This window comes from Bacillus sp. CFBP9009, from assembly GCF_036541465.1.
Lineage (GTDB): Bacteria > Bacillota > Bacilli > Bacillales > DSM-1321 > Peribacillus.
Window position 1 is genome coordinate 371,138 of record NZ_JAZHFU010000002.1, and the last position, 13,978, is coordinate 385,115.

Annotated in this window: 17 protein-coding genes and 1 riboswitch; of the genes, 2 read left to right on the forward strand and 15 right to left on the reverse strand. The window is 41.9% G+C overall.

Going from position 1 to position 13,978, the window contains the following annotated elements:
* The first annotated feature begins 136 nt into the window (after positions 1–136).
* Positions 137–289: a small acid-soluble spore protein O gene (sspO, locus tag V3595_RS06930; RefSeq protein ID WP_289316630.1), complete on the forward strand. Its 153-nt coding sequence runs from the start codon at positions 137–139 to the stop codon at positions 287–289.
* A 141-nt stretch (positions 290–430) separates the two neighbouring features.
* On the opposite strand, the gene V3595_RS06935 is transcribed toward sspO, so the two are convergent.
* Complete coding sequence (locus tag V3595_RS06935) at positions 431–694, reverse strand: hypothetical protein (protein WP_063593346.1); 264 nt, start codon at positions 692–694, stop codon at positions 431–433.
* A 116-nt stretch (positions 695–810) separates the two neighbouring features.
* Here V3595_RS06935 and V3595_RS06940 point away from each other — a divergent pair, with 116 nt between their 5' ends.
* Positions 811–954, forward strand: coding sequence for a small acid-soluble spore protein P (locus tag V3595_RS06940; protein ID WP_063233544.1), 144 nt, complete (start codon positions 811–813; stop codon positions 952–954).
* 189 nt (positions 955–1,143) lie between these two features.
* On the opposite strand, the gene V3595_RS06945 is transcribed toward V3595_RS06940, so the two are convergent.
* The 14 genes from V3595_RS06945 to V3595_RS07010 form a co-directional block, all read right to left on the reverse strand.
* Positions 1,144–2,163 (reverse strand): thiazole biosynthesis adenylyltransferase ThiF, encoded by a 1,020-nt coding sequence (locus tag V3595_RS06945; protein ID WP_402902735.1) that lies wholly within the window; start codon positions 2,161–2,163, stop codon positions 1,144–1,146.
* Positions 2,160–2,927, reverse strand: coding sequence for a thiazole synthase (locus V3595_RS06950; protein WP_063233542.1), 768 nt, complete (start codon positions 2,925–2,927; stop codon positions 2,160–2,162). Before V3595_RS06950 ends, V3595_RS06945 begins: the two co-directional genes overlap by 4 nt.
* Before the next feature lies 1 nt (position 2,928).
* Positions 2,929–3,132 carry a sulfur carrier protein ThiS gene (thiS, locus tag V3595_RS06955; protein WP_063233541.1) on the reverse strand — a complete coding sequence of 68 codons (204 nt, stop codon included), beginning with the start codon at positions 3,130–3,132 and terminating at the stop codon, positions 2,929–2,931.
* Between the two features lie 14 nt (positions 3,133–3,146).
* Positions 3,147–4,271, reverse strand: coding sequence for a glycine oxidase ThiO (gene thiO, locus V3595_RS06960; protein WP_485906159.1), 1,125 nt, complete (start codon positions 4,269–4,271; stop codon positions 3,147–3,149).
* Between the two features lies 1 nt (position 4,272).
* Positions 4,273–4,884 (reverse strand): thiazole tautomerase TenI, encoded by a 612-nt coding sequence (gene tenI / locus V3595_RS06965; protein WP_485906160.1) that lies wholly within the window; start codon positions 4,882–4,884, stop codon positions 4,273–4,275.
* 40 nt (positions 4,885–4,924) lie between these two features.
* Positions 4,925–5,701: an energy-coupling factor transporter transmembrane component T family protein gene (locus V3595_RS06970; protein ID WP_350302441.1), complete on the reverse strand. Its 777-nt coding sequence runs from the start codon at positions 5,699–5,701 to the stop codon at positions 4,925–4,927.
* On the reverse strand, positions 5,702–7,165 hold the full coding sequence (locus V3595_RS06975) for an ABC transporter ATP-binding protein (RefSeq protein WP_485906161.1): 1,464 nt from the start codon (positions 7,163–7,165) through the stop codon (positions 5,702–5,704).
* A gap of 12 nt (positions 7,166–7,177) precedes the next feature.
* Positions 7,178–7,762 carry an ECF transporter S component gene (locus V3595_RS06980; protein ID WP_402902753.1) on the reverse strand — a complete coding sequence of 195 codons (585 nt, stop codon included), beginning with the start codon at positions 7,760–7,762 and terminating at the stop codon, positions 7,178–7,180.
* Positions 7,763–7,776: 14 nt separating this feature from the next.
* Positions 7,777–8,460, reverse strand: a complete 684-nt coding sequence (gene tenA / locus V3595_RS06985; protein WP_241588766.1) for a thiaminase II — start codon at positions 8,458–8,460, stop codon at positions 7,777–7,779.
* A 135-nt stretch (positions 8,461–8,595) separates the two neighbouring features.
* A riboswitch (TPP riboswitch) is annotated at positions 8,596–8,725 on the reverse strand.
* A gap of 345 nt (positions 8,726–9,070) precedes the next feature.
* Positions 9,071–10,432 (reverse strand): MFS transporter, encoded by a 1,362-nt coding sequence (locus tag V3595_RS06990; RefSeq protein WP_485906162.1) that lies wholly within the window; start codon positions 10,430–10,432, stop codon positions 9,071–9,073.
* Positions 10,433–10,457: 25 nt separating this feature from the next.
* On the reverse strand, positions 10,458–11,231 hold the full coding sequence (locus V3595_RS06995; RefSeq protein WP_485906163.1) for a 2-keto-4-pentenoate hydratase: 774 nt from the start codon (positions 11,229–11,231) through the stop codon (positions 10,458–10,460).
* Positions 11,231–12,247, reverse strand: a complete 1,017-nt coding sequence (gene dmpG / locus V3595_RS07000; protein ID WP_485906164.1) for a 4-hydroxy-2-oxovalerate aldolase — start codon at positions 12,245–12,247, stop codon at positions 11,231–11,233. Before dmpG ends, V3595_RS06995 begins: the two co-directional genes overlap by 1 nt.
* Before the next feature lie 34 nt (positions 12,248–12,281).
* A complete protein-coding gene (locus tag V3595_RS07005) occupies positions 12,282–13,163 on the reverse strand; it encodes an acetaldehyde dehydrogenase (acetylating) (RefSeq protein ID WP_485906166.1) in 882 nt (293 codons plus the stop codon).
* A 16-nt stretch (positions 13,164–13,179) separates the two neighbouring features.
* A complete protein-coding gene (locus tag V3595_RS07010) occupies positions 13,180–13,962 on the reverse strand; it encodes a 2-keto-4-pentenoate hydratase (RefSeq protein ID WP_485906168.1) in 783 nt (260 codons plus the stop codon).
* Positions 13,963–13,978: the final 16 nt, after the last annotated feature.

Consider the following 13,978-nt stretch of genomic DNA (forward strand, 5'->3'; position numbering starts at 1 on the left):
TTTAGGAAGCCTTGCTGATATGAGTTTTATTGAAAATACCCTTATTTATGGCCTGATAAATTATTCCAGCAAAACATATTAGTACTTCATACATAATCATTCGACATTATCGCATTCTATGGGTGGAGGTGTCGAAATGACAAAACAAAAGGCAAATCATGTTATACCGGGTATGAATGCTGCAAAAGCGCAAGGTAATGGAACTGGATACAATGATGAATTGGGAAATGAACCGCCATTATCGGAAATGCAAAGGCAAAACAATAAAAAAAGAAAGAAAAACCAATAATTTCCCTCATTTCTAGGCTTTAAACAGGATAGGCTTTTTGAAATGGCAGTTGTACTGCATTTTTCAAAAAGCCTATTCCATTCTAAATTCAAGAAACGCAAAAGTAAAACGCGCAAAACTCATGACGATAGAACCTGTCACTCAATAGTCCTCAGAATTCACCTCATTGACGATTGCCTGAATATCCTGTTCGAATTTTTTCAATTGTTCTTTCTGATGTTCGGAAGCGGTGACTAAAGCAGATTGTATTTGCTGATAGGCCTCGTTCACTTCCTGCTTCACATGTTTCAATTCCGTTCCGTAATTCGGTGCGTTCTTCTCAATGGATGAGTATACATCAAATACTTGCTGATAACTTTGCTGGGCTTCCTGGAAAGTCCTTCGCTTATCTTGTTTATCCTGCATTTGGGTTCAGCTCCTTAAATATAGTGTCCATCAATAGCATGTACGAGGTTTGCAAATATATGTATGTGAATAAAATTTCACGAACTGATTATCTTAAGAGATAGGAGGGATAGCACATGAACAAAAACGATGGTAAAGATATTCGAAAAAATGCTCCTAAAGGAAATAACCCAGGTCAACCTGCACCGTTAAGCGGTTCTCATAAGGTGAAAAACAGACAGCACACCCGTCAGAAGCATAATAGCAGTCATGATATGTAAGCTGCTTAAATAATCGTTCCATAACAAAGCGGTGCCGCCCCAAAAAGGCAGACACCGCTTTCGTTTTATATTTGTGCAGCAAATAAGTCACATGGAAAATGTTCGATACCTTCCTATTATAAGGGCATCTTTTTTTGGCACCCTTTTACACGGTTTAAACGTGAATTCCAAGGTCCGTGTCAGTCCATTTCAGCCAAAATAACGATGATATAATGTTTTTGCCTCTGCAATATCTTTTGTTCCATGAATCAACGCCCGCCCGTCTTTAAAAACGACTAACCGATGGGTTCCGATAGTAAATGAAAGTAAATAAGGATTCCTGACGATCTTACCACCTTGTGCGAGAAGATATTCTTCGAGTTCCGCTAAGTCTCGTTCAAGCTTCATTGCCGGCCGAATCTGGACAGAATCCCTTCCGCATAAAACGGCTGTCTTTGTTCGATTTGAATAAGAGAGGTGGGGATACGTTCGATTTGATCCACATGACAAACAAGTATCTTTTTTTAATTGCGCTACATTTATGGATGAATGTTCATTTTTCCAAAGATCAAATGATACGATTTTGTTTCTTAGCGATGCATGATCTTCGACAAGGATTTTTAAAGCTTCCGCCATTTGGTGAGCAACGACCGTTTGAACAGCAGGGCTGATGATTCCCGCCGTATCACATGTCAGTCCTCCCATTGGAACTGTTTCCAGCAAACAATTCAAACATGGGGTCGCCTCTGGAATCACCGTGTAACTTATCCCATAACTTCCTACACAGGCCCCGTAAATCCAGGGTATTTTATATTTTTGCGCAGTATCGTTAATAAGCATCCTGGTGTCGAAATTATCAGTGGCATCCAATATTAAATCCACGCCTTCAACCAGCTTCGCCAATTCATCAACCGAAACATCCGCCACATATGAATTTACGATAACGTCCGAATTTAGCGCATTCAAACGATTCTTCGCTGCCACTGCTTTCGGTATTCTTTTTTGTGCATCATCTTCACAATAAAGCTGTTGTCTTTGAAGGTTGCTCCACTCTACATAATCTCTGTCCACAATGGTGAGTTTCCCAATTCCGGCTCGTACAAGACCTTCCGCAGTTCCCGTTCCGAGAGCACCCGCTCCAATCACCAAAACGTGTTTTTTGCGAATTTTCAATTGCCCTTCTGCTCCAATAGGGCCAAAAAGTTCCTGACGTGAATAACGTTCATTCATCCAATGCTCAATCCTTCAACTGGGCTGCTTGCTATCGCATAATCATTTTTTTCGATTCTTCCTGCTTCATACCCTAATCGGCCTGCCTCAATGGCAAGTTTCATTGCTTTCGCCATTTTGACTGGATCTTTTGCTCCCGAAACAGCAGTGTTAAGCAATACGCCATCCGCCCCTAATTCCATGGCGATTGCCGCATCAGAGGGCGTTCCAATCCCTGCATCAACAATTACTGGAACCTCTGATTGTTCCATGATGAATCGTAAGTTCAGTGGGTTTATAATGCCCTGACCAGAGCCAATTGGTGAAGCTCCAGGCATGATTGCATGGCATCCCACTTCTTCCAGGCGTTTAGCGAGCAACACATCATCCGAAGTATAGGGTAATACGGTGAATCCGAGTTTCACTAATTCTTCAGCAGCTTTCAATGTTTCAATCGGATCAGGCAGCAGTGTTTTTTGGCAGCCAATGACTTCTACCTTAATCATGTCACATAAGCCAGATGCCTTTGCGAGATGGGCTATGCGCACTGCTTCCTTGGCTGTTTTAGCTCCTGCTGTATTGGGAAGGAGTGTGTATTTTTTCAAATCAAGCTTTTCTAAAAAATTTGGCTGACTGGCTTCAAAAATGTTCATTCTCCGGACCGCAAATGTTAATATTTCCGTCTCCGAAACCTCCACTGATTGCTTTTGAACATCGAAGTTTGGATATTTTCCAGTACCTAATAACAATCTTGAAGAAAATTCATAAGAACCAATCTTTAACATATCATCCGCCTCCTACAAAATGTACAATCTCTACCTTGTCTCCATTTGACAAAAGTGTTTCACTTAAACTTTCTTTTGCTAATATTTCATCATTCAATTCAACAATCACTACTTTTTGATGTAAATTAAAGTGTTGCAAAAGCCCTGTAACTGTTGATTCATCGGCAGGAATCCGTATTTTTTCGCCGTTAATGATCAATTCCAATTCATCCACCTCCATTAAGAAAAAAGGGTCTGTATCGAACGATCCAATCGAAAAGCAGACCATTCGGGATTTGTCTTCCTTTCTAAAATATCAGCTATAAGTACACCTGTAATTGGAGAAAGCAGGATGCCATTCCTGTAGTGCCCCGTTGCAATGAAAAGTCCTTTGCATGCCGGATGTTCACCAAAGTACGGCAAGCCGTCCCCGGTTTGGGGGCGTATACCTGCCCATGTCTTTTCCAATTCGGTTCCTTTAATCGCCGGAAGCAATTGCATTGCTCTTTCTATTAACGTAGAAATCCCGTCAAGACTTACCTTTTGATCGAAAGTGTTCGCTTTAACCGTTGCCCCGACAATGATTCTTCCGCCAACTTTGGGCACAAGATAGCAGCCATGTGAGAAGATCGTTTTTTCAAGCAATGGACGATCGGTCAGGACGGAAAGGCACTCTCCCTTTACAGGATAACTGTCGAGTTTCATCCCTGATTTTTCAAGGAGGAAAGCACTCCAAGCCCCACCTGCCACGATGACATTTTCACTTGAAAATGCACCTATGTTCGTCACCACTCCCGTTACACATCCGTTTTCAGTAACTAAGTCGGAGACATGAACAAATTCCTTTATATCTACACCAAGGGCAGCGGCAGATTCAGTAAAAGCGAGCGACAGCCTAGTGGCTGAAACTTGTCCATCCTTCGGAATGAACATGGCTCCCTTAATCTCATCCGATAGAAGCGGTTCCGTTTTCCTTATTTCGGCAGTCGAAAGCCACTCAGCCTCAAGTCCCGCATTTTGCTGGGCTCTGATCATGTTCTTCAACTCGGCTACCTGATCATTCGTTAGCGCCACCTTAAACATGCCCTTGTTCACTAATTCGATGTCTATTCCACTTATGTCTTTTAATTCTTCCGACAGTGCAGGAAACATCCCCCTGCTTCGGCTTGCCAATGTAAAAAGCGGGTTATCAGCATCTAACTCGGCTTGTGCCCCTAACATCCCGGCTGCAGCACTGGATGCTTTACTGGCAAGTCTATCTTTTTCCAATAAAAGGACCTTTTTACCTCGTTTGGCTAATTGAAAAGCAATGGATCCACCTATTACTCCTCCCCCAACAATGATTGCATCATATATGGAATTCATCTTATGTCTCCTTTCCCAAAGACTTCGAATATTCTTTAACGGCTTCAATCGGATTTTCAGCTTCAAGGACACCTGACATGACCGCAATTCCACGTGCCCCCGCATCCAGCACGACTTGGCAATTGAAAGGTGTTATTCCGCCTATCGCAATTATCGGAAGATTGACATTTCTTGAGATTGCATGAAGCTCCTCAACTCCCCTAGGAGGAAGGCCGATTTTTGAATCCGTTTCAAAAACATGTCCATAAATCGCGTAATCGGCCCCTTTGCTGAATGCAGCATTCGCTTCATCCATTGAATGGATCGAACAGCCAACATTCATCCCTGGAAAAGCTCCTTTTACAACTCCCGCATCTAAACTATGAAAAGCCAATTGCACACCAAATACTTTGTGTACCCAAGCTACATCCACCCGGTCATTAATGATGATCTTAGAAAGCGGAATCTTATTATCATGTAGTAGGGTCACTGCTCGATAAAGTTCCGATGCACTCAAATGCTTTTCCCTTAGATAAAAGAAATCAACATGTTCCTGAATGTTTGAAGCGATTTCCACAAACTTTTCAATTGGCTGTTTCCCAGTAGAAATAATATGCAATTCATGTGCATTCATACTAAGGACTCCTAACAAGTAAAGTTACAATCTCATAAAATCAAATAGAAACTAACGGGAATTGAATCGACAGATAAAAGCCGGCCAACAACAGGATGATAAAATACAGAATGAAACCATGGTCCTTTTTTGAAAACCCAAATTCATAATAGAAAGTTCGATCCCGTGTGTCTGTAAATCGCTTTGCCTCCATCGCAACCGCGATTCGGTGAGCACGTCTGATGCTTCCGGATAACAACGGGATGGAATAGGCTTTCATTTTAAAATATAATGCTTTTATCCCTTTTCCCCTTTCGAAGCCGCGTACCTTCATCGCGTTTCGTATCGTTTGGAACTCCTCCATCATGATGGGAATCAGCCTTAATGCCGCCATGAAACTATAGGCATATTTCGGTTTAAGCTTAACTTGCTGCATTAACGAATAAAACAAGTTCACTGGTCTCGTCGTTAAGGAAAAAGTTAAACCAAGGATCGCAAAGAACAAAGCTCGAAAGCCTACCAGTAATCCCCTCATGAAACTTTCTTCCGTAATCGAAATAAGGCCCCACTCAAACCAAAGCGTCTCACCTTGCCCGAATAGTATCATTGCAGAAGAGGTGGATATAAAAATGAAACAAAAGGGAATCGACAAAAGTAAGATGCGTTTTATCGAATGCCCGGTAAAAAACAAAAATAAAAGTAATACGCCAATGGTGATATTCATCATATAATTCAGGTCATGAATGAATAACGCCACGATGCATAACACAATCAGTACACCAAGTTTAAGGCTTGGATTAATTCTATGGAGCCATGTTTCTGCATTTGAAACATTCATCTACATGACACTCCTTTTAACTTTGGTATCCACAAATCCTGATTGCGCAATGTTTTTATCACTAATTACGTTTCCGTCCTTAACCGTCCAGATCCTGGTTGCAAAGTTTTTTGAAATATGATCGTCATGAGTTACCATGATCACTGTTATTCCGCGTCTTCGATATTCCTCAAACCATTCCAGTAATGCAAAGGTATTTTTCGAATCTTGGCCAAAGGTTGGCTCATCCAGGAGAATGATTTTTTTGTCTATTACGATTGAGGCGGCTACGCTTAAGCGACGCTTTTGACCCATTGATAATTGAAACGGATGTTTATCCCGATGTGCCTCCAGGCGGAACACTTTAAGCAATGAGCGGACTCTCTCATCTATTTCTTGTTGCGGCCTTTTATCAATTCTCAATGAATAAGCAATCTCTTCATATACAGTATTTGCAACAAACTGAAACTCAGGATTTTGAAAGACAAACGTCATATGATCCGTTGGATTTTTCACCTTTTTAATGGGTGTTCCCAATAATTCATACTTACCATTCGTTTTTATGAACTGCATCAGTGCATGCAAAAGTGTACTCTTCCCCGCGCCATTTTCACCCCTGATTACAATCCATTCACCTGAATGTACCTTCAGCTCTTCAACCTTGATTTTTTCCTCTTTATTCCGAAAACCGCTAAAGCCTTGCACATCCATAAGTGGTGAATCATCTGTAAATGGGTGTTCCCGAATCGGTGCATACTTCTGTATATATTCATCCCAAACACCTGGGAACCAAATTCCATGTTCTTTCATTTCATTTTTATACAGTGAAAGAATGGTGTCTCTTGGACCATCAGCTATGATTTGACCATCATCGTTAAAAAGCACGATTCGTTCGATGAATTCTAAAACATGGTCAATTTTATGCTCGACGATAATAACCGTTTTGTCTCGTCCGACTTCCTTCAACAATTCCCAGATTTCTATCGTTCCTTCCGGATCAAGCATGGCGGTTGGTTCATCTAAAAATATCACTTCTGGTTCAAGGGCCAATACTGAAGCGATTGCCAGACGCTGTTTCATCCCGCCTGATAATGTTTCAATACTTGTATGGCCTAGGTTCAATCCTACTTTACGGAAATGATTTTGAATCTTCTCTTTCATTTCTTCTTTAGGGACGGAAAGATTCTCAAGGACGAAGGCAATTTCCTCATCGGCAAATGGCATGCAAAACTGACTATCAGGATCTTGAAAAACATACCCCCATGAAGAAGGGCATTTCAATTTCTCCGTTTTCATCGGTACTTCGATGGAATTCGGAATCAATCCGCTTAACACTTGTAAAAGAGTCGACTTACCACATCCTGACGGTCCTAACAATAGCACTTTTTCTCCTTGATCAAACGATAGTGATAGGTCCTTGAATATCAAAGATTCATCACCGGGAAATTTCATTCTTAACTTTTCAACAGAAACGATTGGTTCCATGGCCCTCAACCTCTACTTTTGATCCAGTTCTGCATAATCTTTATTTGAAACCGGACGCACAAGATTAGTTACTCCTGTTGCTTCCAGGACTTTAACTAGATAATAAGCGGTCACACCTGCAAAGAATATGGAACCCACAAACCTCGCTATCATGAATAACGATAGATTCCAAGTTGAAAGCGCACCTATTTCCCCGTATGCAAAATCCATAATAACTGATGCCAGGCAGGAAGCTATCGCAGCTAAAACGGCCACCGGCAAATTGAATTTTTTATATTTGAACGCCATGAACACCAGTTCCGCGAACAAACCTTGTACCACCCCATATAACAGTACGGTCAGCCCCCATGGTGAACCAAGAAAGAACTCCCCGGAAGCTGCAGCTATCTCCGCCAAAAGTGCCACACCCGGTTTCCGTAAAATTAAAAAGGCGACGGGGCCAGCTATAAACCACATTCCATAAATAAGTTGATCCAGATGTAATCCTAACGGTTTAACGGAATAATAAATCGAACCCCAAAGGATATAAACGATTCCAAATGCTACCGCAATCACGATCGTGACCAATATGTCCGTTAATTTCAATCCTTTTTTCATTGTTTCATTCCCCTTTATACTTCTAGTGTTTCCTTATGCACAGGCCATGTCTCTAAACGATAAGCCATTTCCCAAAATGAGTATTCATATTGGCTGCTGAGGATAAAATGCTCTTTCATTCTTTCCTTATCTTCGTCTGTCACTTTTTCAGCAATCTCATCAAGCCTCGCAATTTGTTCTTCCACCAAAGTGCGGAACCACTCCCCTCCGTAAGCCGCTATCCATTCTTGATAAATCGGCTCTTCCGGCATGCATCCTTGCAGTCTTTCACCTATTTCATAATACAGCCAGTAACACGGCAAGATAGCTGCAATAACATCCCCTAAATGTCCCGAATATGCCGCACGATACATATGGGAAGTATAAGCATAAGCAGTCGGGGCAGGTTTGAAATTATCCCGTTCTTCTTTTGTGATGCCTAATCTCTCAGAAAAATTCTCATGAAGCTTCAACTCCGCTTCATATGTTCCTTGTGCATGGCCGGCAAGCCTGCTTGTTGTATGTAAATCTGTAGCTTTGACTGCCCCTAAAGCTTGAACTCTAGCAAAATGAGATAAATAATAGGCATCTTGCATGACATAAAAACGAAAACTCTCCAATGGCAATGTGCCATCTCCTATTCCTGCAACAAACGGGTGATTAAAACTAGCTTCCCAAATATGATCAGCTTCCTGACGAATTTCCTCTGAAAACTTCATGTCCATTACCTCCAATTTATATTTTTCAAGAAATGTTACGGAAAAAAACCTTTTATCACCCCTTTTTTTGCAAACAAAAAACCACTTTCTTAAACGTAAAGAAAGTGGTTGTACTTGAAATAATACAGAAACGTATTGTTCCAGACCCCACTTCCCTACGCTGGTATAAACCAGATCAGGTTCTAAGGGTCTTAAAGTCATACTTTAATCTCAGCTTCTGCGGTAAAAATCAACTTTCACCTATAAAGCACCCCTAGTGGTACAAATTGTATATTAAATTTCATTTGCCTTTATATTAACACGATAAATCCAATTGTCAAACGTATTAGAAAAAGTTTTCAACTTAATGATTTAGGGTTACTAACCTTTCAATCTTGCATAACCCCCATTTACCCGGCGTTTAACGGCACTTTAATCAATGGGTTTCATTACGTAATTTACTCGTGAATTCTACTTGTTTACTCGTGAATTTAACTGTTTTACTCGTGAGTTTGGCCGGTTTACTCGTGAATTTAGCCATTTTACTCGTGAATTCTTTTATTCTTTAAAAAATGGCCTATATGTCAGGGAACAGTTGCATGACATATAGGCCATCTACTAAAAAACAATATTATACATTCGACGTTGCTTTTAGTTTTATATTTCCCTCAACCTGTAGTTTATCATAGCTGCCATACCTCTCTTTCACAACGAGTAACGCCAAGGCAGCCATTATGCTCGGAACCGTGAAGGCCATGAATGCATTTTGTGGTGAATAGTTTGCAGCCAGCAATAATCCTATTAATGTTGGGGCAACAATCGCTCCAATTCTACCAAAAGCCAAGGCCCAACCTATCCCGGTGGACCTTATCTCCCGCGGATAATACTCGGATATATACGTATTGGCCAAATTCATCGTGCCGACTGTACAGGCACCTCCAAAAGCGATCAGAATATATAATGCTGCTGCATTTGAGGTCAAACCTAATATGACAAAACAAACAGTACCCATGGCACAGAGGGATAAAAGTACTCTTCTATGGCCTATTTTCCCAACTAAGTACCCTCCAATTATCGATCCGCCAATTTGTCCTATTCCCGATATAAGATTGAAAGATAAACTGGATGAAAGGCCGTATCCGGACTGCTGCATGATTTTGGGTAACCATGTATTGAGTCCGTATACCATAAGTAAACAATTAAAGGCAGCTACCCAAAACGCAAATGTGCTAAGAGTGCGCTTATTTTCAAAGAGTTTCTTGACTGGAAAGCCCTTTGCCCTTTCTTGGACTTTGGCAAACTCATAATCGTCCGACTCTTTATAGTCGCCGTCTGGATCAATGCGATTCAGGATTCCAGCAAGCTTATCTCCTTGTTTTTGAATAACATAATAGGAAAGCGATTCAGGAAATTGCTTCATGAAGAATGGCAGTGCCAGCAAGGGAAGCGCCCCTATCCAATACAAAACCCTCCAACTCATTTGTTCCATCACATACATTCCAATTAAAGAAGCGAGTATGCTTCCGATAGAATAACCGCAGTACATAGCGGTTACAATGAGCACCTTATTCTTTTTGGGTGAGTATTCCGCCATTAAGGAGATGACGTTTGGCATTAATCCTCCCATTCCCAAGGCTGCTATAAATCGCATAACCGAGAAAAAGGCAGGATTCGGGGCAAAACTTGAAAGTAATGTAAAAACACTGAATAGACATATACAAATGGCAAGCACTTTTTTTCTCCCTATTTTATCCGCCAGGGGTGCAAAAATGAGTGCCCCCACCATCATTCCGAACAATGAGTAACTTGCTATTCCGCCAGCTTCGACTGGCGTCAAGTTCCATTCCTCCATCATCAAAGGCAAACCTACTCCGTACATGGCTATATCAAATCCATCGAAGGTAATTGCGAACAAACACCACATGAAGACCATTATATGAAAACGGCCAAATCTACTATTACCTACCACTTCCGAAGCATTGACTTCACGCAATTAATTCCCTCCTCTTTGCCATATTTCACGCTATAACATGTAATGTCAGTTTCCCTAGTTCACCGTAATCTGCTATTATTTCATCACTTGCCTGTATGGATACGGCATCTGTAATTCCGCCTACTAAAACAATCATTCCAGCCTGAATGGAAAGTCCTTCCCGGCTAATCATTTTTACAAGTTCCACAATTGAATGAATCGGGTGATCGAGCACAGCTTCACCGCGACCCCTCTTTTGCATTTCACCATTTTGATAAAGCGTAACTTCTGCTTGAGACCAGTCCGTGTGATACGGTGAATAAGCTTGATTGCTAAGCAGGATTTTTGCTGAGGATGCGTTATCCGCTACTACATCGGTAAGTGTAAAAGAAAAGTTTTTATAACGGCTATCAATAACTTCAAGAGCAAGAAATACACATTCTACAGCCGGCCAGACATCTTTAGCTGTTATATTTGCACCTTTCAGTTCGTCCTTGAACAAAAAAGCAAATTCAGGTTCCACTCTCGGATGTATGAGTTCCCCAACTTTTAATACTGGTTTAGTTAGCTCCATGGCAGATGTCAACCTGCCATAGATTGCTTCCTCTACCCCTACTTGCTGTTGTTTGGCTTTGCTCGTCAAGCCCATCTTCCATCCGATGAATCTGTTATCACCAGTAAGTAACTCATTTATGCTCAACTTCTGAATTTCATACGCTTGATTTACTGTTAGTTCAGGATTGGATAATGTAAGCTTATCCATTTCACGACCGTTTTTTTGCGATTCGGCAACCCGTTTTGCCAGTTGATCTAGTTTCATCATAAAGTCCCTTCTTTCTGAAATGCCATTTGCTCAGCTACTTCAATTATGGTATCTTCCTGACCACCAACCACTTTTTGTCGACCAAGCTCCACCAAAATATCCCGGGCGTCAACTCCATACTTTTTCGCCGCTTTATTTGCATGCAATAAAAAGCTGGAGTACACGCCACTATAACCCATGATTAAACTAGAGTCTGTTATTTCCTGGGGCTTAGGCATGATTGTATTTCCAACTTCCTCCGAAAGATCAAGCATTTTATATAAGTCAATTTCGGTACGGATTCCCATCCTATCCAGAACGGCAACAAGCACTTCCGTCTGGGTATTGCCAGCACCTGCACCGAGACAGCGGATGCTGCCATCGATTCTATTCGCCCCTTCTTCAATTGCCATAAGTGAATTTGCCACAGCGAGCGATAAGTTATTGTGAGCATGAAAACCAATATCGATTTTAAGCTTTGATCGTAATAAACTGATCCGCGCCTTCACATCTTGGGGCAAAAAAGATCCGGCGGAATCAACAACATACACAGCATCAGCTCCATAGGATTCCATTAAAGTGGCTTGCTCAAGTAGTTTTTCCGGAGATGCCATGTGAGACATCATTAAAAACCCGATTGCTTCCATACCGAGATGTTTCGCTGCTTCCAGATGTTGCTTTGAGACGTCCGCCTCCGTTACATGGGTTGCAATCCGCGCCATTTTCGCCCCAACGTGAGCGGCTTCTCTTAATTGGTCGATTGTCCCTATACCAGGGATTAAAAGTACTGAAATAACCGATTGGCCAGCAGCTTCAACAGCGGCTTCCACCAATTCAATATCATTCACTTTTGAAAAACCATATTGTAAGGATGATCCGCCCAGTCCATCTCCATGCGACACTTCAATATAAGGGACACCCGCAGCACTAAGTTTCCCAGTCATGTTCTTTACTTGATCGATGGTGAATTGATGTGCAACTACATGGCTCCCATCCCGCAATGCAACTTCAGTCACCAATACATCTTTACGCAAATGAACCCCACCTTTACAGTTCCGATTATCTTTTTCAAACATAGTGTTCGAATTGGCATTTAGCGATCTCTTCCCCTACTTTTACAGCTGAAGCCGTCATTATATCCAAATTACCTGCATATATGGGGAGAAAATCTCCTAACCCTTTCACTTCCAGAAGGACTGTTATTTGTTTCCCATCAAATATCGGCTCTGTCTTCAGGCGGTATCCTGGAACATATTCAGAAACTTTTTCCGCCATCTTATTTATGGACGCTGTTATTGCTTTCATATCAAAGGAATCCGATTGAAGCAGACAATGAATCGTATCCCTCATGATGAGTGGCGGTTCTGCCGGATTCAGCAGAATAATAGCCTTCCCCTTTTTCGCTCCACCCACCTGTTCCAGGGCCCTTGCCGTCGTTTGTGTGAACTCATCAATATTTGCACGGGTTCCGGGACCGGCACTCTTGCTGGAAATTGTCGCTATTATTTCGGCATATTCGACCTGGGCCACTTGACTGATCGCATGAACGATGGGGATTGTCGCCTGACCGCCGCATGTGATCATGTTAACAACCGCCTCATTCAAATTTTCTTTTAAATTCACGGAAGGAACAATGAACGGTCCGATTGCGGCAGGAGTCAAGTCTATCAGCTTCTTGTTCATCCTTTTCAAGGCTTCGCAGTGAAAAACATGCGCCTTCGCAGATGTGGCATCGAATAAAATATCTGCAAGCTCCGGCCTTTCCAAAAATCCATCCATGCCATTTGCAATGACATGATGTCCATGCATCCTAGCTTTCTTCAAACCCTCCGATTCCGGGTCGATACCAATCATCACCGACATTTCCAGAGCATCCGACCGATGAATTTTCATCATTAAGTCCGTGCCGATATTCCCTGAACCTATAATGCCTACTTTTAGTTTTTTCAAGGCCGCTGGGCTCCTTTCACTCAAAATTAACCGATACATTTCCAAGTTTTTCTCCAAAGTCAGCAGAAAAATGGTCACCCGGTTTCGCTTCGATTGCTGCGGATAATGCACCGGATAAAATGACTTCGCCCGCTTTCAAGGAACCTTTAAAACGATGCAGTTCATTTGCTAGCCAGGCTACGCACGTTGCTGGATTTCCAAGTACTGCTTCACCTGTTCCTTGGTTAATGAGTTCGCCATTTTTATATAGTCTCATTCGAATGGAAGGGAGGTCGATTTCACTCAAATGAATTTTGCGATTCCCCAGAATATATAAGCCCGATGATGCATTATCCGCCACAGTGTCTGCAAGTTTGATCTCCCAATCCTTCACCCGGCTATCAACCACTTCGATCGAAGCAACCACATAATCAGTTGCTTCGATTACATCATCAACCTTAATATTGGGGCCATGTAAATCTTTCTTTAATATAAAAGCTACTTCTGCCTCCACTTTTGGTTGGATTAACGGCAAACTCGAAATACAGCCGTTATTTTCTATTTCCATCGCATCAAGCAAATGTCCGTAATCTGGTTCATTCACTCCCAGAACCTCCTGCATAGCCTTGGAAGTCAAGCCTATTTTCTTACCTGATACTTCCAGACCGGACTGGGTTTTCATTCGAATCGTTTCAAGCTGAATTTGATAGGCATCCTCCACATCCAAATCCGGAATTTCACTGGTGGGGGCCGATATTCCTATGCCTGTTTTTTCCGCTTTCAAAAACCTGACAGACCATTCTGTTAAACTGACGATCATGAATGCCTCCCTCCTT

Coding starts and splice junctions, on each gene's coding strand:
- V3595_RS06975 (WP_485906161.1), bottom strand. CDS start 7,165: ATGGAACCAATCGTTTCTGTTGAAAAGTTAAGAATGAAATTTCCCGGT.
- thiO (WP_485906159.1), bottom strand. CDS start 4,271: ATGAATTCCATATATGATGCAATCATTGTTGGGGGAGGAGTAATAGGT.
- sspO (WP_289316630.1), top strand. CDS start 137: ATGACAAAACAAAAGGCAAATCATGTTATACCGGGTATGAATGCTGCA.
- V3595_RS06950 (WP_063233542.1), bottom strand. CDS start 2,927: ATGTTAAAGATTGGTTCTTATGAATTTTCTTCAAGATTGTTATTAGGT.
- V3595_RS06980 (WP_402902753.1), bottom strand. CDS start 7,762: ATGAAAAAAGGATTGAAATTAACGGACATATTGGTCACGATCGTGATT.
- tenI (WP_485906160.1), bottom strand. CDS start 4,884: ATGAATGCACATGAATTGCATATTATTTCTACTGGGAAACAGCCAATT.
- V3595_RS06945 (WP_402902735.1), bottom strand. CDS start 2,163: ATGAATGAACGTTATTCACGTCAGGAACTTTTTGGCCCTATTGGAGCA.
- V3595_RS06940 (WP_063233544.1), top strand. CDS start 811: ATGAACAAAAACGATGGTAAAGATATTCGAAAAAATGCTCCTAAAGGA.
- tenA (WP_241588766.1), bottom strand. CDS start 8,460: ATGAAGTTTTCAGAGGAAATTCGTCAGGAAGCTGATCATATTTGGGAA.
- V3595_RS06935 (WP_063593346.1), bottom strand. CDS start 694: ATGCAGGATAAACAAGATAAGCGAAGGACTTTCCAGGAAGCCCAGCAA.
- V3595_RS06995 (WP_485906163.1), bottom strand. CDS start 11,231: ATGAAACTAGATCAACTGGCAAAACGGGTTGCCGAATCGCAAAAAAAC.
- V3595_RS07010 (WP_485906168.1), bottom strand. CDS start 13,962: ATGATCGTCAGTTTAACAGAATGGTCTGTCAGGTTTTTGAAAGCGGAA.
- V3595_RS06970 (WP_350302441.1), bottom strand. CDS start 5,701: ATGAATGTTTCAAATGCAGAAACATGGCTCCATAGAATTAATCCAAGC.